We start from the raw sequence: 20381 nt of genomic DNA, 5'->3' as shown, positions 1-20381 counted from the left end.
TCCTCATGGCTGACGTGTTTATAAGGTGAAGCGTGGGTCGGGTCGTGGCGCAGACCCAGGGTGGGGCGGCAGCGGAATCCAACTGCGCTCGTTAAAAAAGTGTTCGCGTAGCTGCATGCCGAGCATGGCCCGCTTATGGGGGAAATCGAACGCCTTCACATGGGCATACCCGCACTGGGCAAGGTTGCGCAGCATCTTGGCGTTATCCACGCGGGGCTCGATCACCAGGCGCTGGGTGCGGCAGTCATCCAGAAACAGGTAGTGCGAGATAGAAGGTAGCCAGGCCGCGACATAGGGCTGCCCGCGAAAAGCGGCTTCGCCGATCAGCACGTGCCAGCCGCGGTCAAAATCATCGGCGTCGTAATAAGCGCCGATGCGATCCTCCTTGGCCCAGTAAGTCTCGAAATAGCCGAAGGGCTCGCCGTCGATACAGCCGATCAGCGGTACAACGCTGGGATTCTGGAGCGTGCTTTCCAGCCGCTCGCGATGCTGCGCCAAATTCCCATGTTCTTCCCAGAAATGGGCGACGACCGGGTCGTTCATCCAGCGGTTGAAGCGCTCCAGGTCCTGTTCCAGGTCAAGGACGCGAAAACTCAGGGTGGCATCCAGCCAGGCGATATGGCGCTGATACACCGTGCCACTGTGGCGCGGCGGGCGACGTGGGTGTCGTTTTCCGTTCTCCAGGATGGGCTGCTGCGGGTAAGGGCACGTGGGTGGTGGGGTAAGCCAAAGCGTCGGTAACTGCCAAAATAGCTCCGCATAGGCCCACAGCGCTCCGTGGCTATCTCTCACCGCGACGCCAGTGGCACACAGCTTGGTGTGCAAAGCACTAGGTAGCTGAAGGCGTAGCGCAACACTGCCAGGGTAAACGGCAAAAGCCCCCTCGATAGCGGCAAGCAATGCCGGGAGCGGTGGCGCTGAGCGCTGCGGCCAGCGCAGCGTCAAGGTGTTGCTATCGTCCACTAATGACCATTCAAGACGTTCGTGATCACCCTTTACGATCAGCGACTGCGTGGTGGTATCACCGATGACTTGATAGGTGTAGCCCTCGGGGCGTGAGAGCAGCGAGGCCACCGTGTGGCTTTCGGAAGGTGCGTGTACCTGGGGTTGTGCCTGGACAGAACGGGACACCGCTAGGCTCCTATCAAATATCAACAAAAAGGCGGTATTACTGACTTCCTTATCTAAAGACGAATGAGAATGAGGGTTGTTTACATAAATATGGGTTAATTTTCTGGGGTGGCGATTCGTCTGTATCGATAGGTGTCGCTTTCTAACTGCTTTCCAACGAGGTGAACGTGCTTGTCTATCTGATTCGTCGAACCCGCGGGCTGATGACCGCCGCTGCCCTGGCCAGTATTCTCGCGGGGCTTTTCAGCGTAATGCTGATTGCCCAGATCAATACGGCGTTAACCAGCGATGCCGCCAGTCGCGCCAGTGCGGCTTGGGCCTTTGCGGGCATTGCCGTGGCGTTAATGCTCTGTCGAATGGTGTCGACGGCGCTGTTTGAGCGGTTGGGACAGCGTGCCCTGGCTGAGTTGCGTAGTTTTGTCGCCCAGTGTGTGGCCAAGACCCCCTTTGCACATTTTGAGCGCGTGGGCAGTGCGCGGATCCAGTCAGCGCTCACCGAGCACAGCAACAATGTGGCGGTACTGTTCGTTAGCTTGCCGGTGATTTTGACCAATACGGTCATTGTGGTGGGGTGTTTGGGCTACTTGGCAATGCTGTCATGGCAGGTGTTCTTGTTTGCCCTGGGAGTGATTGGCTTGGGCGCTGTTGGCTATCACCTGGTGCACTTACGCGCTATTCGCTACCTCCAGACTGCGTCCTCAGAGCAGGATCGCTTATTTGGGCATTTCCGCGCGCTGACCGATGGGGCGAAAGAGCTTCGCCTGCATCAGGACAAGCGCCACACGTTCATTAATCAGGTACTGGGAGCGTCGGTTGAAGGCGTGCGGCGGCTGCGTACCCATGGCATGTCGCTGTTTGTGATCTCGACCAGTTGGGGGCAGTTCCTGATGTACGCCTTTATTGGCCTGGTGCTGTTTGTATTGGCGGGCAATGGGCCTAATCAAACCCAGGTCATGACCGGCTTTGCCCTGGTCTTTGTGTATATGGTGACGCCCCTGGAAGGCTTACTGATCAATATTCCGCGGATCAATATGGCACGGGTTGCCGCTAGCCGCATCGATGACATCACACGAGAGATGCCCCAGGGGCAGGAGCGGCAGGCGTCACCTCGGGTACCTGCTTTGCAGCGTCTTGAGTTACGCGACGTCACCCATCAGTACTACCACGAGCAGAGCGATGACGTCTTTGAACTGGGGCCGATCAATCTGAGCTTTACGCCAGGCGAAGTGGTGTTTCTGGTGGGGGGCAACGGTAGCGGCAAGACGACGCTTGCCAAAGTGTTGGTGGGGCTTTATTCGCCTGAAGGTGGCGAGGTATTGCTCAATGGAGAGCGGGTCGAAGCGGATGGCTGGGATGCTTACCGGCAGCTCTTCTCGGTCGTTTTTTCAGACTTCCATCTTTTCGAGCGCCTGCTGGAAGCGCCGCGGGAAGACCTCGACGAAGAGGGCAACCGCCTGCTGGCCAAGTTGCACCTGCAGCACAAGGTGCGGGTTGAGAACGGTGCCTTCACTACCCAGTCGCTCTCCCAGGGCCAGCGTAAGCGTCTTGCGCTGGTGGTTGCCTACCTTGAGGATCGGCCCTTCCTGGTGTTTGACGAGTGGGCGGCGGATCAGGATCCGTTATTCAAAGAGGTGTTCTATTGTGAGGTATTGCCCGAGCTGAAGCGCATGGGCAAGGCGGTGCTGGTGATTACTCACGATGACCGCTACTTCCAACTCGCGGATCGATTGGTGCGGCTGGAAAGCGGCAAGCTGTTGGCACCAGAGCAGTCGGCTGACGCTGAGGTGGAGGTGGCACCCTCAGTGGCCACTTGACACCATCCGCGCCAATACCTTGTCCTTGAGCCAGAACCTGTGAATCAGCGCCATCGAGATATGGCCGATGACCAACCCACACAGCAGCCACGAGAGTGGGCCGTGGAGAAGAGCGGCGGGGGCGGTCATCCAGGTGATGTCGCGCTCGACTTCGGGCAGTAGCTCCATACCGTAAAAGCGCAGCGCCCCGCCACGCCCGTACTGACGCAGAATGGCAAAAGCGGGTAGCCAAATCAGCAGCCCATAAAAGGCGATATGTACAAGGCGCGCCATGCGACCACCCCATCCAGGCGGCTGCGGAGGACGCTGCTTGCGGTTGACCCATGCCCAGCCAAGTCGCGTCAGGGTTACGATCAGGAGCATAAAACCCAAGGAGCCATGAGGCCCGATGCTCGCCAAAAAGAGCGTGATAGCGTTTTCGCCCATCCCTCGCCAGGCCAGCAACACGGTAAATTGCAGCGTGACCAGCGCGGCGGTCAGCCAGTGAAGCACACGGCTTATGCGACCGTAGTGGCTGGGGCTGTCTCGCCAGCCAATGGTCGCTTGAACTGGCTTGCTTGTGTGATCACTGTTGAGCGCTGTGCTATTTGCTGCGCCTTTATCCATTGGCCTTGTCCTTGCGCCAGTAGCCCATGCTGGTGACGTACTTTTTGGGTAGCCCACACTCGTTAACCAAGTAGCGACGCAGCTCCATGGCGACCTTGGTTTCAGCAGCAATCCAGGCGTAGAAGGGCGCGCTATCGTCCAGAGTGGCGGATTCCCAGAGCGGGCCGTCCTCATCGTCGCTTTCGTCGTTGGTCGTGGCGCTGGTAGTGGTGTTAGCAGGCGTGCCGCCTAGTGCTTGAATTTCCGTATGCAAATCGATATCACGCAACGCTCTCATCAGCAGCTCACCGTGTTGGCAGTCGGGCTCAGCCTCGCGGGCCAGCCAGTTCAGCTTGGCGACCTGGGGCAGCGGCTGGACATCGTCGCTGCGGGGCACTTCGAACAGCGCTTCGGCCCTGGGTTTGAGCGGCAGGTCATCGAGGGTTTCCAGGATGCCAGCCGCCGCGGGGAGGGCGGTCTCATCGGCGATAATCAGGATTCGGCGCACGTTCTGGGGTGGCTTCCACTCAAAGCCCAGTTTGGGGCCTTCCGCATTGGCGTCGGGGGCCGTCATGGCGAGTCGGTCACCGGGACGGGCGCGCATTGCCCAGCGCGACGCGGGGCCATTGTCGCCGTGGAGTACAAATTCTACGTCCACCTCGGCCTGCTCCGGGCGCAGCGCACGGATGGTGTAGGTACGCGCAGAGGGGCGCTGGGCGTCCGGCAGTGCGCGGTAGGCACCGTACCAGTCGTGCTCTTCCAGCTTGGCGATCTCAAACAGCGGGTCGAGACTGCCACCGCCTTCGGGGAAGAACAGCTTGACGCGCTGATCCGGGGCGTAGGTCGCCATTTGGCTGACTTCCGGGCCAGTGAAAGTAAACCTGACTAATGAGGCGCTGACTTGGGTGCGCCGGGCGAGGGTGATATCAAAAAGCCGGTAGCTCGGTTTGGTTGCCATTGTGATGCCTACTTTTTATATAAGGAGTCAATTGTAGTGCTAATTATTATCATTTAGAATCGTTGTCAATAATTTAATCATTAACCTCCTGAACGATTAAGGCTTAGACAATGACGCTGTTGCCTATTATGCCCCGCGTGGCGAGCTGTTCGGTGTTCACAAGAGGGTGTCCACTATGCTAGGCGCCTCGCAAGTTGCCCATCGGGTGGGAGGCATGTCGCCCGCGAAAGCCTGCCTGTTGCTTAGCCTGCCGATGGCGGTGCTATTTTGGCTGGGCCTGCAGGGCCAAGGGGGAATTACGATAGGGCTACAGGCATTAGTGGCGCCTTCCTTCGAGAACGTTGATGAGCTGCTGCTTCACTATGCTTGGTGGCCGCGCCTCTCGATCGCGCTGCTGGCCGGGGGCGGCTTGGGGCTGGCAGGCGTGCTCATGCAGCAGGTGCTGCGCAACCCCTTGGCGTCGCCCACCACGCTGGGGGTGGCGTCGGGCGCTAACCTGGCGCTGATGACTGCCACCTTGCTGGCGCCGGGGCTGCTTGTCGCCGGGCGCGAATGGGTTGCCTTGTTGGGCGGCGCGTTGGCGGTAGGACTGGTATTCCTCCTTTCCTGGCGGCGCGGGCTGGCGCCGATCGTGGTGGTGCTGGCGGGTTTGGTGGTCAATCTGTACTTGGGGGCGCTGTCTACGGCGCTACTGCTGTTCAACCACGAGGCGCTCTCGGGGCTGCTGATCTGGGGGGCGGGTTCTCTGGCGCAAAACGGCTGGGACGGCGTTGCCACCCTCTGGCCGCGGCTGGCGATTAGCTGTGTCGCCGCCTGGTTCCTGCTGCGCCCTCTGGCGGTGCTGGAGCTTGACGATGCCAGCGCCAAGAGCCTGGGGGTATCGCTTGCCTATCTGCGCTTTGCGGGCATGGGGTTGGCCGTATTCATTACCGGCAGCATTGTCAGCGTGGTAGGCATCATCGGTTTTATCGGTTTGGCAGCGCCCAATATCGTGCGCATGGCTGGTGCGCGGCGCCTGGGGCCGCGGCTGCTCTGGTCGACGCTATTGGGGGCCGTGCTGCTGGCTACCACGGATCTGCTGCTGCAGCAGTTCGGTGGGATGGTGGCGGCCTTTGTGCCGACGGGTGCAATTACCGGTGCCCTAGGGGCGCCGCTGTTAATGTGGCTGATTCCACGCCTGAAGCTGCAGGGCGACCAGCCGCCGAAAGGGGCGGGTGTTTTCGCCCATCGCCACCCCGCACCTACCCGCTTGGCCACCGCTTTAATCCTCGCGCTTCTGGGGGCTACGCTGCTTGGTCTGTTGGTTGGACAGGGAGTTGATGGCTGGTATTTGCTGTCGCCTGATAACTGGAACGTCATGCAGTGGCGCGTGCCCCGGGTGATGGCGGCCGCCGCCAGTGGCTTAATGTTGGCGACTGCCGGGACGATTCTCCAGCGCCTTTCCGCCAACCCTATGGCCAGCCCCGAAGTGCTGGGTATCAGCGGGGGCTGTGCCATTGCGCTGATTCTGGGCATCTTCCTTCTGCCTGCGCCCACCAATATGATGCTGATTGGCGTAGGTACCCTGGGGGCTTTTGCGACGCTGCTGGTGTTGGTGGGCATTAACCGCAAGAGTGGTTATCTCCCGGAGCGTTTGCTGCTCACCGGGGTGGCGGTCAGTGCGTTGTTTGATGCGGTGCGCAGCGTGATGCTGGCGGGTGGCGATCCACGTGGCCAGCAGGTGATCGCCTGGCTGGCGGGCTCTACCTACTATGTGGATATCACCAATGCCGTCGTCGTCGGCGGTATTGCTGCCTTACTGGCGCTGGTGACGCTGCCGTTGACCCGCTGGCTGGATATCCTGCCTTTGGGGGCACCCACCGCGCGGGCATTGGGGGTCAACCTCAACCGCGCCCGTTTGGCGTTGCTGGTACTGGTGGCGCTACTCACCGCCTGCGCCACTCTGGTGGTAGGGCCGCTTTCGTTTATTGGCCTGCTGGCGCCGCATATGGCGCGCCTGGTCGGCTTCTCCCGGGCAGGGCAGCATCTGCTGGGGGCTGCGCTGATCGGTATGCTATTGATGGTGCTGGCGGACTGGGTGGGGCGCCAAATCATTTTCCCGTATGAGATACCGGCCGGCTTGGTCGCCTCCTTGATTGGCGGGGCTTACTTTATGTGGGGGCTGCGGCGGCTATGAATAACATGGCGACCAAACCGAGTGAGCTTTTGGCAGCGGCAGATCCTGCGGAGGCGCTGTTGGCGCTTTACCGCCAGCCGCCGCTGGATAACATGAAGGCCCCGGCGTTTGGTCCGCCTGATGAGCCGACGCTGGCGGCCTCTGCGTTGCTGGATCGAGGCTTCTTGAGTGAGCAACTGGCGCGCTATGGCCGCAGCCACGGTGACGATGCTGACCCCAAAGCCATTGCGTCGATCTGGTCGAAGTTTCATTTCAGCAGTGTCTCGATCCCGACGCTGGTGGCCAATCTGTTATTGGGTTACGACTTACCGGTGGGTGGGGATGCGTTGCGGCTGGCGCTTGGCGATAAGGGTCAGACCGCGCGTATCTGGCTGCCCCACGGGGGCGTGCCATTGGCGTCCAAAGCGCCCCAGGCGCGATTCAGTCGCTTATTCGATGACCACTGTGCACCGCTCATTGAAGCGCTGGCGGTGGTCTCCGGGGTGTCTGAAAAGGTGTTCTGGAGCAACCTTGGTCACTATGTGGAGTTTGTAGGGAAGACCTGCTCCCGGCACCCGGAATTTACTGGCGCGGGTGAGCCGCTGCTGGATTATCTCGACACCAGGACGCTCCCTGATGGGCGGCGCAATCCGCTCTACCAGCCGGTGCGTTATCTGGAACTGGGCGGTGAGACGCCGTCCAGGGTGAGGCGCCTGTGCTGCATCAAATACAGGCTGCCCGGCGAACCCCTGTGTGGCGGCTGCCCACTCAAACCTGAAAACAAGCCGACCAAGCGTCGGCGCTAACCCCCGAATCGCCAAGGAGCCCTATTCATGGAGTTGTTGAGGATTGTCTGGCGTGATTACCGCTGGCCCTTCGTGGCGGTGGTGGTGCTCAGCCTGGTCAGCGCTGGTCTTGGCATCGGGGTCATTGCCTATATCAATGAACGGATGCTAGGCACCTTTGCTGATCCTTGGCGCATCCTGCCTGAGTTTCTGGCGCTGGTGGCGTTGTTGCTGGCGATCACCCTGGCCTCGCAATTAGCCTTGACCACCCTGGGTCACCACTTCGTCTATAGGCTGCGGGGGCAGTTGATCAAGCGCATCCTCGATACCGATATCGAGCGTATCGAGCAGATCGGCAGTGCACGGTTGCTGGCCAGCTTATCCAGTGACGTGCGCTATATCACTGTGGCCTTCGTGCGCCTGCCGGAGTTGGTGCAGGGTGGGGTGCTGACGGCGGGCGTGACCCTTTATCTGGCCTGGCTCGCTCCTGCCATGCTGGCCGTGACGGCGCTATGGGTGATCTTTACGATTCTGGTGGGCATGCGCCTGGTAGCGAAGGTCTATCGGCACATGGCCAAGCTGCGCGATGCTGAAGACCGCCTCTATGAGGACTACCAGTCGGTGATCGAAGGGCGCAAAGAACTGGCGCTCAATCGCGACCGCGCCGAGTGGCTGTACCGTGACGTTTACACCCCCAACGCCGAAGCGTATCGCCACCATATCATTCGCGGCGATACCTACCATCTCAGCGCGGTGAACTGGTTCAACATCATGATGCTGGGCGCCATCGGCGTGGTGTTCTTCCTGGCCAATGGCCTCGGCTGGTCGTCGGCGCAGGTGGCGACCACCTTCTCGCTCACGCTGCTATTTCTGCGCGCGCCGCTGATTCAGGCCATTGGCGCCTTTCCGCCGCTGATCAATGCCCGGGTGGCGTTCGAAAAAATCAGCGCCCTCGATCTGGCTGAACACCATGAACCGTTCGAGCATTCTACCCAGCGTCATGAGTGGCAAACGCTGGCGCTGGATCAGATCACCTATCGATACCCCGCGGAAGAGGCGCGGCCGGGTTTTGCCATTGGTCCTATTGATCTGACGTTAAAACGCGGCGAGGTGCTATTTCTGATCGGCGGTAACGGCAGCGGCAAGTCGACCCTGGCCAGGCTTCTGACCGGGCTCTATCAGCCCCAAAGCGGCTGTATAAGGGTCGATGGCAGGCCGCTTCAGGAGGAAGACTGGACAACCTATCGTCAGCACATCTCGGCTATCTACACCGATCTGCACCTGTTTGACCGCTTGATCGGCCCGGCGGGCGAGTCACCCGACCCGGCGCTAATGGAAGAGTGGCTGGCAGCACTGGGCATGCACAGCAAGCTCGATTTTGACGGCGATCGAGTCACCAATGCCAACCTCTCCCAGGGGCAGCGTAAGCGCCTGGCAATGCTGCTGGCGGTGGCCGAGCAGCGCGACCTCTTGCTGCTCGACGAGTGGGCTGCCGACCAGGACCCGCAATTCCGGCGGGTGTTCTACCGTGAACTACTCCCCCAACTAAGGGCACTCGGCAAGACGCTGGTGGTCATCAGCCACGATGATCATTACTTCGACCAGGCCGACCGCCTGCTGGAAATGCGCCAGGGGCATTTGGTCGAACTCACCGGTGAGCAGCGGGAAGCGGCCAGCCGCGATGCGGTGGCGAGGGTGAATGAGTGAAATCGTAATGGCTAAAATCAGTTCCACCATTGGCTGGTTCAGGCCGTCTCTGAGGAATTTTTTTAAATAAGAAAAACTAATACCCCATTAGCAGGATGATTTTTAGTTATCAGTGCTGCCCGTTACCTTAGTGCCAGGATTTATCAACACGACGCTAATTCCGGCAATGGGAGCAGGGCAATGTGGGAAAGTTATATCACCGGGCTGGTGGTGTGCGGCGGTATTATCATGGCGATTGGGGCGCAGAACGCCTATATTCTGGGGCTGGCGATTCGTCGTGAGTACCACTGGTGGTCGGCAGGACTGTGTATAAGCGCGGATATTATTCTGCTCACGGCGGGGATGTTTGGGGTGAGCGCCTTCCTGCTGACGATGCCCAGCGCTATGGAGGTCATGCGCTGGGTGGGTGTGGTGTTTTTAAGCTGGCTGGCGGCCCAGGCACTGTTTAGAGCCGTTAGCGGGCGGCAGGGGCTGAACGCGGAAGCGGGCAAGGCGCGCAGTTTAACCAAAGTGATTTTCGCGACCCTTGCCGTCACAGTGCTCAACCCTCAGGTGTACCTGGACACGATGCTGCTGATCCCTGCCATTGGCGCTCAGCAGGAGAGCGCCGGGGTTTTTGTGGCGGGGGCCTCCACCGCCTCCATACTGTGGTTTAGCTTGCTGGCCTGGGGCGGTGCCGCACTGTCGCCTTGGCTTTCAAAGCCCATTGCGTGGCGCACTATCGATGGCCTGATTGGTTTGATGATGGCTGGGATTGCCGTGCATCTTGCGCTTAACGCCAGCTAGTCATCCGTGGCGACTAAAATAGGCCTCCATCACTGCGGTAACCTTGTCGATATCTTCATCGCTGATATCGCGGTGTGCGACGAGGCGCGTGGCGTAGAGTAGTTCAATCAAAATGCCGTGCTCTTTGAGCCAGGCGGAGAGCGGCTGAACGTGTTCGTCGGGAAAGTGCGCGAATACCATGTTAGTTGCCTGGGAGGTAATCTCGACGCCCGGCAACCTCGCCAAACCTTCTGCCAGGCGCGCTGCACGGCGGTGATCGTCGGCTAAGTCCGCCATGTGATGATCCAACGCATACTGACAGGCAGCGGCGATAATGCCTGACTGGCGCATGCCGCCACCCACCACTTTACGCCAGCGCCGTGCGCGGTCGATCAGTGCTTGCGAACCCACCAGGGCCGAGCCAATAGGGGTGCCCATGCCTTTTGAAAAGCATAGCGACACGCTGTCAAACGGTAGGCACAGTTGCTTGAGCGAGGTCTCGGTGGCAACAGCAGCATTGAATAGTCGTGCACCGTCCAGATGCGTTGCCAGGCCGCGCTCGCGTGCCAGTTCGGTGGCCTTCAATACGTAGTCGGCAGGCAGCACTTTGCCGCCAATGGTGTTTTCCAGCGCCAGTAGCTTGGTGCGTGCAAAGTGAAAATCGTCGGCTTTGATGGCGGCGCTGATTTTCTCCAGCGGCAGCGAACCATCGGCTGCGTTCTCAATGGGCTGTGGCTGAATGCTGCCCAAGACCGCTGCACCGCCGCCTTCATAGCGATAAGTATGGGCCGACTGCCCAACGATGTACTCATCGCCGCGCTCGCAGTGGGCCATGAGCGCCACCAGGTTGCTTTGTGTGCCACTGGGAAACAGCAACGCGGCTTCTTTACCTGCCTGCTCGGCCAGATTGGCTTGAAATGCGTTGACCGTCGGGTCATCGCCCCACACATCGTCACCCACAGGGGCGGCCATCATGGCGTCTTTCATGGCAGAGGAGGGGCGGGTTACCGTGTCACTGCGTAGATCAATCATGGGCATCTCCTGAGCGGCGGGATTAATGACGACAACATTTTCTTGAGCATACTGCATGCCGTACAAGCGCGAAAAGCGCTACGCTAGCGTAAAGACTTGGATAAGGCGTTAATAATGGCAGCACCCGACCTTAAGCTCCGTGCCCTGGAGCGCAACGACCTGCGTTTCGTTCACCAGCTCAATAACAACCAGAGCATCATGTCGTACTGGTTTGAAGAGCCTTATGAGTCCTTTGATGAGCTGGAGGAACTGTACAACAAGCATATCCATGACAATGCCGAGCGGCGTTTCGTTGCCGAGGACAGTAGGGGCAACGCCATTGGCCTGGTCGAGTTAATTGAAATTAATTATATTCACCGTAGCGCGGAGTTTCAGATCATTATTGCGCCGGACTATCAGGGCCAAGGCTTTGCTCGGACCTTGATTCACCAAGCGTTGCATTATTCCTTTACCATCCTGAATTTACACAAGATATTTCTGATCGTGGCAGTGGAGAACATTAAGGCAATCCACCTGTATCAGCAGAGCGGCTTTGTGGAGGAAGGGCATCTGGTGCAGGAGTTTTTTATCAATGGCAAATACCGCGACGTAAAACGCATGTATATCCTGCAGGAAGCTTTCCTGGCGCAGTTGACCGATACCGACAGCTCAGATCTATTGGACTTATAAAAAACGCCTCATCAAGAGGCGTTCGTCACTAGCTTAGGTAAGCCGCGATGGCATCTACCGCAGCGCGCTGTTTCTCGGCGCGCGAGGCCCATACGTCGAGAACATCAACGTTGGCCCCGTTGAGTGATAACGGCATGGCGTTGACTCCTGAGTGGCGAGTGGAAACGTGGTGTTATAGAAATAGCCGCCTGCTGTATCGCAACATGGTTAGCGGAAAAACGATATTAAGGACTTTTTTACCCGCAATCTAGTACTTAAAACGTAGTCTTTTGGCTTACGTGTGTAAGCATATTCTTACAATTCTGGCTTAAACAGGCTATGTCATTGGATGGAAAAGCTTTTCACAAGATGAAAAAGCCGAGCATAAGCTCGGCTTCGATTATTCTCTTTTGGTCTAACGGGGCAAGGAATAAGTCAATGACTCGCAATAATCCGCGAGGGCATCACTGGCGGCGCGTTGCCAATATGCGCGCTGTGTCCAGAAATTGAGTACTTCGCTATCCCGCGTCGAGAATACATTGGATATAGACATGTGTGGCCCTCCTATTCGGACTACAACGTCAGTATAGCGACTTTGCTGCACTGCAGCAAAGTATTTTCAAACGGTCGTATTGGCACCGCCATTAGGGATCGGGCGGTGTTGGGTTTTGCCTTGATTAAAGAAAGGAGAAAATGGATGCGGTTGCGAATTTTATCGGACCTTCATCTGGAGTTTTTTGACGGTCACCGAGAATTGCCTGATGTTGAGGCCGATGTCGTCGTGCTGGCCGGAGATATCCATCGCCAGTGTGAAGGCTTGGCCTGGGCCCGGCAGCGCTTTTCTGACACGCCGATTATCTATGTACCGGGCAACCATGAGTTTTACGGTACCTGCCTGCCGTTGTTGCGTGGAGAGCTGGCGCTCGAAGCCGAACGGCTCGATATTGAGCTTCTGGACAATCGTGCCGTCACCCTCAATGGGGTACGTTTTTACGGCACAACGCTATGGACAGACTTTGCCCTGTACGCTGACAACCCGACACGTAATCCAGAAGACACGGTCACAAAAGCGAAGCGCTATATGCCTGATTTTCGTATTGTCGAATCACATCCCGGCACCATCATGACCCCCGAGGCAAGTAACGCGCTGCACCAAGAGGCCTTGAACTGGCTGACAGCAGCACTCGACGATCAGTTTGATGGGCCCAAGGTCGTGGTTAGCCACCATGCCCCAATGCGTGAATGCATTCCTACCCAGTACACAGGCGATGTGCTTTCGCCTGCATTTGCATCTCATCTTCCACAGCTAATGGGCAAAATGCATTTATGGGTACACGGCCATGTCCATGAGCCAGTCGATATGTGCCGCGAGGGCACAAGAATTATTGCCAATCCTGGCGGCTATCCTGATGAGTTCAGCCCGCCGCTGTTTAAGTCAGATTGGGTGGTGGGCCTGTAAGGCTCGGCAATGACCACGATGCGACAAGAATAAAAACTGACTAGACTCGAATAAGAGCGCGAATTTAGACTACCGCTCGCTTGCGGGGCAAGGCACTTCCCGCCGTTATTCAGCAATCTGGAGAGCATGGCCATGGAAATTCTCGAATCGGTACTCGGCCCGCTGCGTGATGGCCTTTATGCCGTCATGATGCCGGTCAGCGACTTTATCTGGAGCTATATTCTGGTGTACCTGCTGTTGGGCGCCGGTGTGTGGTTCACGATCATCACTCGTGGCATGCAGTTTCGTATGTTCGGCCATATGGCCCGCGTCACGGTAACGGCCCGGGGCGCCGGCGAAGGGGTGAGCGGTTTTCAGGCCTTTGCTACATCAATGGCGGCGCGTATTGGTACCGGCAACCTTGCCGGTGTGGCGCTGGCGTTATGGATTGGCGGCCCGGGGGCGATTTTCTGGATGTGGGTGACGGCGCTGGTGGGCTTCGCAACCGCTTTCATCGAATCCACGCTGGCCCAGGTTTACAAACACCGCAATGAAGATGGCGTATTTCGCGGCGGGCCTGCCTACTATATCGAACGCTGCCTGGGATGGCGCTGGCTGGGGTCGCTCTTTGCGGTATTTTTGATTATTGCCTATGGCCTGGCATTCAACGCTGCCCAGTCCAACACCATAGCCCAGGGCATGAATGGCGCCTTTGGCGTACCCAATTGGTTAACCGGGGTCGTTATTGCGGTCCTGGCGGGCCTGGTGATTTATGGCGGGCTCAAGTCCGTAGCGCGTACCGCTGAGAAAATCGTCCCCGTCATGGCGATTGCCTATCTGCTGGTCGCGCTGTGGATTCTGTTTGCGAACCTCTCCGCTGTGCCGGATATGCTCTCGCTGATTGTGATGAGCGCCTTCGGGTTTGGTCCTGCCGTGGGTGGCGCCGCGGGCTATGCGATCAAGGCAGCGATGGAAAACGGCATCAAGCGCGGTCTGTTTTCCAACGAAGCCGGTATGGGGTCGACGCCCAACGCCGCTGCCCAGGCCACGGTCAAACACCCTGCCGCCCAGGGGCTGGTTCAATCGTTCGGGGTGTTTGTCGATACCATCGTGATCTGCAGCTGTACGGCGGTCGTGATCCTGCTTTCCGGCGTGTACGAACGGCTACTGTCTGAATCGGCGGGGGATAGCATCGAAGGTATTCAGCTTACCCAGGACGCCATGGTCGATCACCTGGGTGGCTTCGGGGAAATCTTTATCGCCGTGGCCATCTTCTTCTTCGCTTTCACCTCGATTCTGGCCAACTTCTCGTTTTCTGCGGTGAATATCGAGTACCTGTTCCGCCGTCATGCGCAAAAAGCGGTCACCGTCTTTAAAGTTGTCATCATCGCCATGGTGCTCATTGGTTCAGTGGCCGAGCTCAGCGTGGTATGGGACTTCGCCGACCTGGCGATGGGGCTGATGGCCACCACCAACCTGTTTGCCATCCTGATCATGGGGCCCATCGCCGTGTCGGTGCTCAAAGACTACGAGCGCCAACGCCGGGAGGGCATCAAAGAGCCGATCTTTCATCCCTCGGTGCTCAAACGCCCCGAGCTGGTCGATGACGATGTATGGCCGGTAAAAGAGACAAAGTCCTGACCATAAAAAGGAAAGGCGATCAGCATACATCAGGGCGGCTAGGCCGCCCTGTTTAATGATGGGGTTCAACCAGCAGCCCACAGGATGGCGCCGCCCAGCGTGTGTCGGCGGTGAACACCACGTCGCAAACCACGGGGGAATAGTAACGCCTGACTTCTTCATCGACTTTCGCTCGCAGCTTGTCCTGGGCCGCAATGGAAATGTCAGGGGTAGTGGGTAATACCACGTGCACAATGACATACAGCAGGCGACCGGGGCGTACCATGCGCACGCGCACTTCTTGAGTCTCGATATCCGCCAGTGCACGCCCGACGGCCTGATGAACTGGCTCTGCAAGGGCTTCTTCTGGCGTCTTGTTGAGCAGTTCCTTCAATGCCTGGGAGGCCATGCGCACCGGTACCCCCATGCACAAGACAACCACGGCAATGACCAGCAGCGGGTCGATATAAGTGAGTACGCTTTGCCAATTGAGCTTTTCGAAGATCAGCACCAGGCAAAAAGCAGCCAGGACCGATGCTGAAATAACGCTGTTGACGACCCAGTTCGCTTTGTCGGCTTCCACCAGCGGGCTGCTGACCGAGCGCAGACTGCGGCGCATGACCCAGGCCGTCAGTGAACACGCGGCGGTCGCAAAGAGGGCGTAAGCGATGGCGATACCTGCCGCAATAGCGCGTCCGCCCGTCAGCAACGCCGCAATGGCATCCACCAGGGCGAATATCGACACGCCAAAGATCAACAGTCCCTTGCACAGGTTGACCAGCGACTCGAAGTAGCTGTAGCCGAACGGGTACGACTCGCTATCCGGGCGGGTGGCAAGGCGGCTGACCTTGATGGTGACCAGCGCCACGCCGAAATAGATCAGGTTGAACAATCCATCCAGCAGAATCGCCTGGGAATTGGAGGCCAGTGTGGCGGCAATGCCTGCACAGCCGATCAGCAATGCCATGAAGGCGGAAAAGGCTAAGGTACGAGACTCGGTTTTCATGACGCCACTGCCCTGTGAGCTTGATAAAAGCGACAGTATAACAGCAGCGCGCGTTAACGAGGGGGATGGCACTACCCCTCAATCCATACTTCCTCACCCTTGAACTCGATCTTCCAGGTACGCAGCTTGATGGCCTCATCCTCCAGGCATTGTCCATCTTCCAGGCGGAAATGCTGCTTGTAGATGGGCGAGGCGACCACCGCCGCGCCCTTAAGGTCGCCCACAATCCCCCGGGCAATCACGTTGGCGTTGGAAAAAGGATCGTGATGATCCAGCGCGAAAAGCTCATTTCCCTGGTCGGGAAGATAAAAGATCGCCACCTGGGTGGCGCCGTCTGGGGTTTCAAGCCAGGCGGCCACGCCGGAGAACGCCACCAGATCGGCTCGAGTGCAGACTTTTTGCCACGTCATAGTGTTTTCGGAATCCACAGTGTCCATCGCTTTTTTCATTGCCGTTGCGGTCATGAGGTACCTCGTTTTTATTCAGAGTCAGTCAACGCGTCGATCAAGCGGGACGAAGCTGGCCGCGCTCACTGGTCATGATGATCGACGGGTCGGGGCGGTCGTCGTTGACGAAGCTTCTGAAGCGCTTGAGCTTCTCTGGGTCGCTAATGGCATCCGCCCATTCGCACTGGTAGGTATCCACCACGGTCTGCATCTGACGCTCCAGCTCGTCGTTGATGCCCAGGCTATCGTCCAGGATGACTTCCTTGAGGTAGTCGAGGCCGCCGTCGAGGTTTTCACGCCATACCGAGGTACGCTGGAGACGGTCAGCGGTACGCACGTAGAACATCAGGAAGCGGTCAATGGTGCGGTACAGCTGCTCGTCGTCCAGATCGGTGGCGAACAGTTCGGCGTGACGCGGGCGCATGCCGCCGTTGCCGCAGACATACAGGTTCCAGCCATTTTCCGTGGCGATAATGCCGATATCCTTGCTTTGCGCCTCGGCACACTCGCGGGTGCAGCCAGATACGCCAAACTTGATCTTGTGCGGTGAGCGCAGGCCCTTGTAGCGATTTTCCAGCTGGATCGCCATGCCGACGCTGTCCTGCACGCCGTAACGACACCAGGTGCTGCCCACGCAGGACTTCACGGTGCGCAGCGACTTGCCGTAAGCGTGGCCGGTCTCAAAGCCGGCTTCGATCAGCTCGCCCCAGATATCCGGCAGGTCTTCCAGGCGCGCGCCGAACAGGTCGATGCGCTGACCGCCGGTGACTTTGGAATAGAGGCCGTATTTCTTGGCGACTTCGCCGAGCACGATCAGCTTATCAGGGGTGATTTCACCACCGGCGACACGCGGCACCACCGAGTAAGTGCCGTTTTTCTGCATGTTGGCCATGAAGGTGTCGTTGGTGTCCTGCAGCGGCACGTGGGCGGCGTCGGTGATCGGCTCGTTGAAGCAGGAGGCGAGAATCGAGGCCACCGCGGGTTTGCAGATATCGCAGCCCAGGCGATGGGTATCGTCGTTGCCGTGCTTGTCGATCAGCTCGCTGAAGGTCTTGATACCCTCGACGCGCACGATGTCGTAAAGCCCCTGGCGGGTATGGGCGAAGTGCTCGCAAATCGATTTGTCGACTTCGACACCGCGGGCTTCAAGCTCGTGGTCCACCACGCTTTTGAGCAGTGCGGTGCAACCACCACAGCCGGTACTGGCTTTGGTGACGTCTTTGACACCGCCGAGGTCGACGGCGCCGTCATCGATGGTGGCACAAATATCGCCCTTGGTGACGTTGTGGCACGAGCAGATGGTGGCGGTTTCCGGCAGTGCACCCGGGCCGAGCGTGGGCGCGGCGCCACTGCTTTGCGGCAGAATCAGCGAGGCGGGTTCGTCGGGCAGTTCAATACCGTTGGCGTAATACTGCAGCAGGGTGTCGTAGGCGGCGTTATCACCCACCAGCATGGCGCCCAGCAGCTTCTTGCCGTCGCTGGATACCACCATCTTGCGGTACACCTGGGTGAGCGGGTCGAGGTAGCGGAACATCCTTGCCCCCGGGTTCTGGTTGCCGTGGGCGTCGCCAATCGAGCCCACATCCACGCCGAGCAGTTTGAGCTTGGTGCTCATGTCCGCGCCGCCAAAGCGGGTCTCGCCGTCGGTAAGCGTGGCGAGCGCCGCTTTTGCCATCTGATAGCCGGGCGCCACCAGGCCGAAAATACTCTGGTTCCACAGCGCCACTTCGCCGATCGCCAGGATGGCCGGGTCGCTGGTGCGGCACTGGTCATCGACCACTACGCCGCCGCGCTCGCCGATCTCAAGGTCGCAGTCCCGGGCCAACTGGTCGCGAGGGCGAATACCGGCGGAGAACACGATCAGGTCGGTTTCCAGCACTTTGTCGTCCTGGAAGACCATGCGGTGATGGCTGTTGTCGCCGTCTTCGATTCGCTGGGTGGCGCGCTCGGTGAGTACCTGCACACCCAGCGCTTCGATTTTTTCGCGCAGCAGCTCGCCGCCTTCGTTATCCACCTGCATGGGCATCAGGCGAGAGGCAAACTCCACCACGGCGGTATCCAGGTTCAAGCCGCGCAGTGCATTGGCGGCCTCGAGGCCCAGCAAGCCGCCGCCGACCACCACGCCGTTGGTAGCGTTTTCCGCCGCCGCGCGAATGTCGTCCAAGTCGTCTAGCGTGCGATACACCAGGCAGCCGTCGCGGTCGTTGCCGGGAATCGGCGGCACAAAGGGATAGGAGCCGGTGGCCAGCACCAGCTTGTCGTAACGGTAGCGGCCCTGGTCGGTGACCACTTCCTGCGCGCTGCGGTCGATCTCGATGACGGCTTCGCTGGTGTGCAGTTCCACGCCGCTGGTGGCGTAGTAATCCGCCTCGCAAAGTGCCAGCGAATCGGCATCGCGGCCGCTGAAGTACTCAGACAGATGCACCCTGTCGTAGGCCCGGTGGCGCTCTTCGCCAAACACGGTGACCTGATAACGCTCGAGGGCACCGTTGTCGACCAGCTGCTCGACCAGATGGTGGCCGACCATGCCGTTACCAATAATAATAAGCTGTTCGGGAGTCTTGGAAGACATCATTATGCTGCCTCTGAGGTTGATAAATGGGGGGTGTCGTTCTGCTGATCTTTGAGCACTTCTGCATCGGCGGCGCCAAATAGCAGTGCCTGGCGAGAAGCGCTCAGGTCGGTGCCGGCCAAGGCTTGCTCGAAATACCACGGGCCGTGGCGGGTATCGCCGTACAGCACGGCGCCTTCGAGGCGCCCGTCGCGTAGCAGCAGGCGGCGGTAGTCGCCGCTTTGCGGGTCCTGGTAACGCAGTTCGTCGTGCTCGGGTTCAGGGTCGGTGGGGCCGAACGCATAAAGCGCGACGCCGCTTACCTTGAGCTTGGTGGCCGTGGGCACTTCGCGGTAGCCGTCGGTGGGTTCACCGCTGAGGGTCGCCGCCAATACCTCGACCTGATGCCAAATGGGCTCGACCAGGCCATAGGTGTGCTGCTCAAACTGGCAGCATTCGCCGAGGGCATGAATCGCCGGGTCTGAGGTCGTCAGGAAGGCATCGACCATCACGGCCCGCTCGGTGGTGAGGCCGGCGTTGCGCCCGATGTCGGCGTTGGGCGTAATGCCCGCGGCGATGATGACGCTATCGGTGGGCAGGCGGCGCCCATCCTTGAGCACCGCGGCGCATACCTGGCCGTTGGCGTCGCCTTCGAGCCTTGCGAGCTGTGCTTGGGTAACAATGTTCAGCCCGCGCTTTGTCAGCGCGTCTTTGAGTAGATCGGCGGCGGTGGCATCGAGCTGGCGATTCATCAAGCGGTCGCTGCGCTGGAGCACGCTGACGTTCAGCTCGTTGCCGCGCTTGCGCAGCCCTTCAGCGGCTTCCAGGCCCAGTAGGCCACCGCCAATGACCAGCGCATGGCCGCCGCGCTTGGCGATTGCCTCCAGCTCGGCGGCATCGTCGAGGTCGCGAAAGCCGTGGACACCGCCAAGCTTGATGCCGGGCACGTTGGGCAGCGCCGGGCGCGAGCCGGTGGCCAGCACCAGTCGGTCGTAGTGAATGGCATGGCCGCTGTCAGTGGACAGGAGGCGTTTCTCACGATCGATGGCCTCTACCTGTTCCCCCAGGCGAAGCGTCACGTCGTTTTCGGCGTACCAGGCGGCATCGCGCAGGGTGAGTGCATCGTGCTGCATGTCGCCCGCCAGCAGCGGCGACAGCAGAATGCGGTTGTAGGCAGGCGTTGACTCTGCACCTATCACGGTAATCGCCCTGGGGCGTTGCGGCTGGTTGACCAGGGCTTCCACCAAACGGTGGCTGGCCATGCCGTTACCGATTATGACGAGATGATCATTAGGTGAGCACCGGGAAGCGGTTTCCATAGGTGACTCCTCTGTGTCGTTGCGGCTGCTTGAGCGCCAAACAAAAACGCCCCTGACACATGCGCCTCCTGCGAACAGGGGAGCAAGGTCAGGGGCGCCATTGCCCGGCAGCGTCTGGTAATGCGGGGCAGCCGCCATTGGCTGCCGACAGATTTACGATTACCAACGAATGTCTTGTTAGTAGTAAGCAAACCCACGGCCAAACCCAGTGCATGACGTTTTTTTGCTTTATTTTCATCACGTTGAAAATAAGTAGAAAAAAGTGCCTGTAAGTCGCTTCCCAGGCGAGATGCACGCTGTTGGTGCGTATCGGGTGTGGGGTTGCACCCTCAGCACCCAAACTACCAAGCCGTGTGCAGTAGGGTGGTGATCGCAAGGCGCTGTTGCGATATTTTAAAATACTGTTTTATTTAATTTTTTT

At 59.1% G+C, this 20381-nt stretch carries 17 protein-coding genes; 8 read left to right on the top strand and 9 right to left on the bottom strand.

Annotated features, from left to right (window positions below; genetic code table 11):
• Positions 1-18: 18 nt before the first annotated feature.
• A complete protein-coding gene (locus IT895_RS13935; protein ID WP_199283817.1) occupies positions 19-1131 on the bottom strand; it encodes a GNAT family N-acetyltransferase in 1113 nt (370 codons plus the stop codon).
• Between the two features lie 167 nt (positions 1132-1298).
• On the opposite strand from IT895_RS13935, the gene IT895_RS13930 reads away from it, so the two are divergent.
• Entirely contained in the window at positions 1299-2945 is a 1647-nt protein-coding gene (locus IT895_RS13930; protein ID WP_233337255.1) for a cyclic peptide export ABC transporter, read from the top strand.
• Here IT895_RS13930 and IT895_RS13925 read toward each other — a convergent pair.
• Both IT895_RS13925 and IT895_RS13920 read right to left on the bottom strand, forming a co-directional pair.
• Entirely contained in the window at positions 2931-3551 is a 621-nt protein-coding gene (locus IT895_RS13925; RefSeq protein WP_199283816.1) for a cytochrome b, read from the bottom strand. The two genes, IT895_RS13930 and IT895_RS13925, sit on opposite strands and share 15 nt — an antisense overlap.
• Complete coding sequence (locus tag IT895_RS13920) at positions 3544-4488, bottom strand: siderophore-interacting protein (RefSeq protein WP_199283815.1); 945 nt, start codon at positions 4486-4488, stop codon at positions 3544-3546. Before IT895_RS13920 ends, IT895_RS13925 begins: the two co-directional genes overlap by 8 nt.
• A gap of 175 nt (positions 4489-4663) precedes the next feature.
• On the opposite strand from IT895_RS13920, the gene fhuB reads away from it, so the two are divergent.
• The 4 genes from fhuB (at position 4664) to IT895_RS13900 (ending at position 9921) form a co-directional block, all read left to right on the top strand.
• Entirely contained in the window at positions 4664-6664 is a 2001-nt protein-coding gene (gene fhuB, locus IT895_RS13915; RefSeq protein WP_199283814.1) for a Fe(3+)-hydroxamate ABC transporter permease FhuB, read from the top strand.
• 5 nt (positions 6665-6669) lie between these two features.
• On the top strand, positions 6670-7449 hold the full coding sequence (gene fhuF / locus IT895_RS13910) for a siderophore-iron reductase FhuF (RefSeq protein WP_233337254.1): 780 nt from the start codon (positions 6670-6672) through the stop codon (positions 7447-7449).
• Positions 7450-7476: 27 nt separating this feature from the next.
• Positions 7477-9135 (top strand): multidrug ABC transporter permease/ATP-binding protein, encoded by a 1659-nt coding sequence (locus IT895_RS13905; protein WP_199283812.1) that lies wholly within the window; start codon positions 7477-7479, stop codon positions 9133-9135.
• Between the two features lie 180 nt (positions 9136-9315).
• Positions 9316-9921 carry a LysE/ArgO family amino acid transporter gene (locus IT895_RS13900; RefSeq protein WP_199283811.1) on the top strand — a complete coding sequence of 202 codons (606 nt, stop codon included), beginning with the start codon at positions 9316-9318 and terminating at the stop codon, positions 9919-9921.
• On the opposite strand, the gene ltaE is transcribed toward IT895_RS13900, so the two are convergent.
• Entirely contained in the window at positions 9922-10932 is a 1011-nt protein-coding gene (ltaE, locus tag IT895_RS13895; RefSeq protein WP_199283810.1) for a low-specificity L-threonine aldolase, read from the bottom strand.
• A 114-nt stretch (positions 10933-11046) separates the two neighbouring features.
• On the opposite strand from ltaE, the gene speG reads away from it, so the two are divergent.
• The gene (gene speG / locus IT895_RS13890) at positions 11047-11601 is read left to right on the top strand and encodes a spermidine N1-acetyltransferase (protein WP_199283809.1); all 555 of its coding nucleotides are present in this window, start codon (positions 11047-11049) and stop codon (positions 11599-11601) included.
• Between the two features lie 394 nt (positions 11602-11995).
• Here speG and IT895_RS13885 read toward each other — a convergent pair whose 3' ends face one another.
• The gene (locus IT895_RS13885) at positions 11996-12133 is read right to left on the bottom strand and encodes a hypothetical protein (RefSeq protein WP_156524473.1); all 138 of its coding nucleotides are present in this window, start codon (positions 12131-12133) and stop codon (positions 11996-11998) included.
• Between the two features lie 144 nt (positions 12134-12277).
• Here IT895_RS13885 and IT895_RS13880 point away from each other — a divergent pair, with 144 nt between their 5' ends.
• Positions 12278-13039: a metallophosphoesterase gene (locus IT895_RS13880; RefSeq protein ID WP_199283808.1), complete on the top strand. Its 762-nt coding sequence runs from the start codon at positions 12278-12280 to the stop codon at positions 13037-13039.
• 132 nt (positions 13040-13171) lie between these two features.
• Positions 13172-14659, top strand: a complete 1488-nt coding sequence (locus IT895_RS13875; protein WP_199283807.1) for an alanine/glycine:cation symporter family protein — start codon at positions 13172-13174, stop codon at positions 14657-14659.
• Positions 14660-14711: 52 nt separating this feature from the next.
• On the opposite strand, the gene IT895_RS13870 is transcribed toward IT895_RS13875, so the two are convergent.
• The 4 genes from IT895_RS13870 to IT895_RS13855 form a co-directional block, all read right to left on the bottom strand.
• Positions 14712-15644 carry a cation diffusion facilitator family transporter gene (locus IT895_RS13870; protein WP_199283806.1) on the bottom strand — a complete coding sequence of 311 codons (933 nt, stop codon included), beginning with the start codon at positions 15642-15644 and terminating at the stop codon, positions 14712-14714.
• A 71-nt stretch (positions 15645-15715) separates the two neighbouring features.
• Positions 15716-16108 carry a nitrite reductase small subunit NirD gene (nirD, locus tag IT895_RS13865; protein WP_199283805.1) on the bottom strand — a complete coding sequence of 131 codons (393 nt, stop codon included), beginning with the start codon at positions 16106-16108 and terminating at the stop codon, positions 15716-15718.
• Between the two features lie 40 nt (positions 16109-16148).
• Entirely contained in the window at positions 16149-18665 is a 2517-nt protein-coding gene (gene nirB, locus IT895_RS13860; RefSeq protein WP_325073162.1) for a nitrite reductase large subunit NirB, read from the bottom strand.
• Positions 18665-19960 carry an NAD(P)/FAD-dependent oxidoreductase gene (locus IT895_RS13855; protein ID WP_199283804.1) on the bottom strand — a complete coding sequence of 432 codons (1296 nt, stop codon included), beginning with the start codon at positions 19958-19960 and terminating at the stop codon, positions 18665-18667. The genes nirB and IT895_RS13855 overlap by 1 nt, the downstream gene beginning before the upstream one ends.
• Between the last annotated feature and the right edge of the window lie 421 nt (positions 19961-20381).

Source organism: Halomonas sp. A40-4 (genome assembly GCF_015767635.1).
Classification (GTDB): Bacteria; Pseudomonadota; Gammaproteobacteria; order Pseudomonadales; family Halomonadaceae; genus Vreelandella; species Vreelandella janggokensis.
The sequence above is the reverse complement of the archived record's forward strand: the minus strand, read 5'-3'. Positions and strand labels throughout refer to the sequence as shown.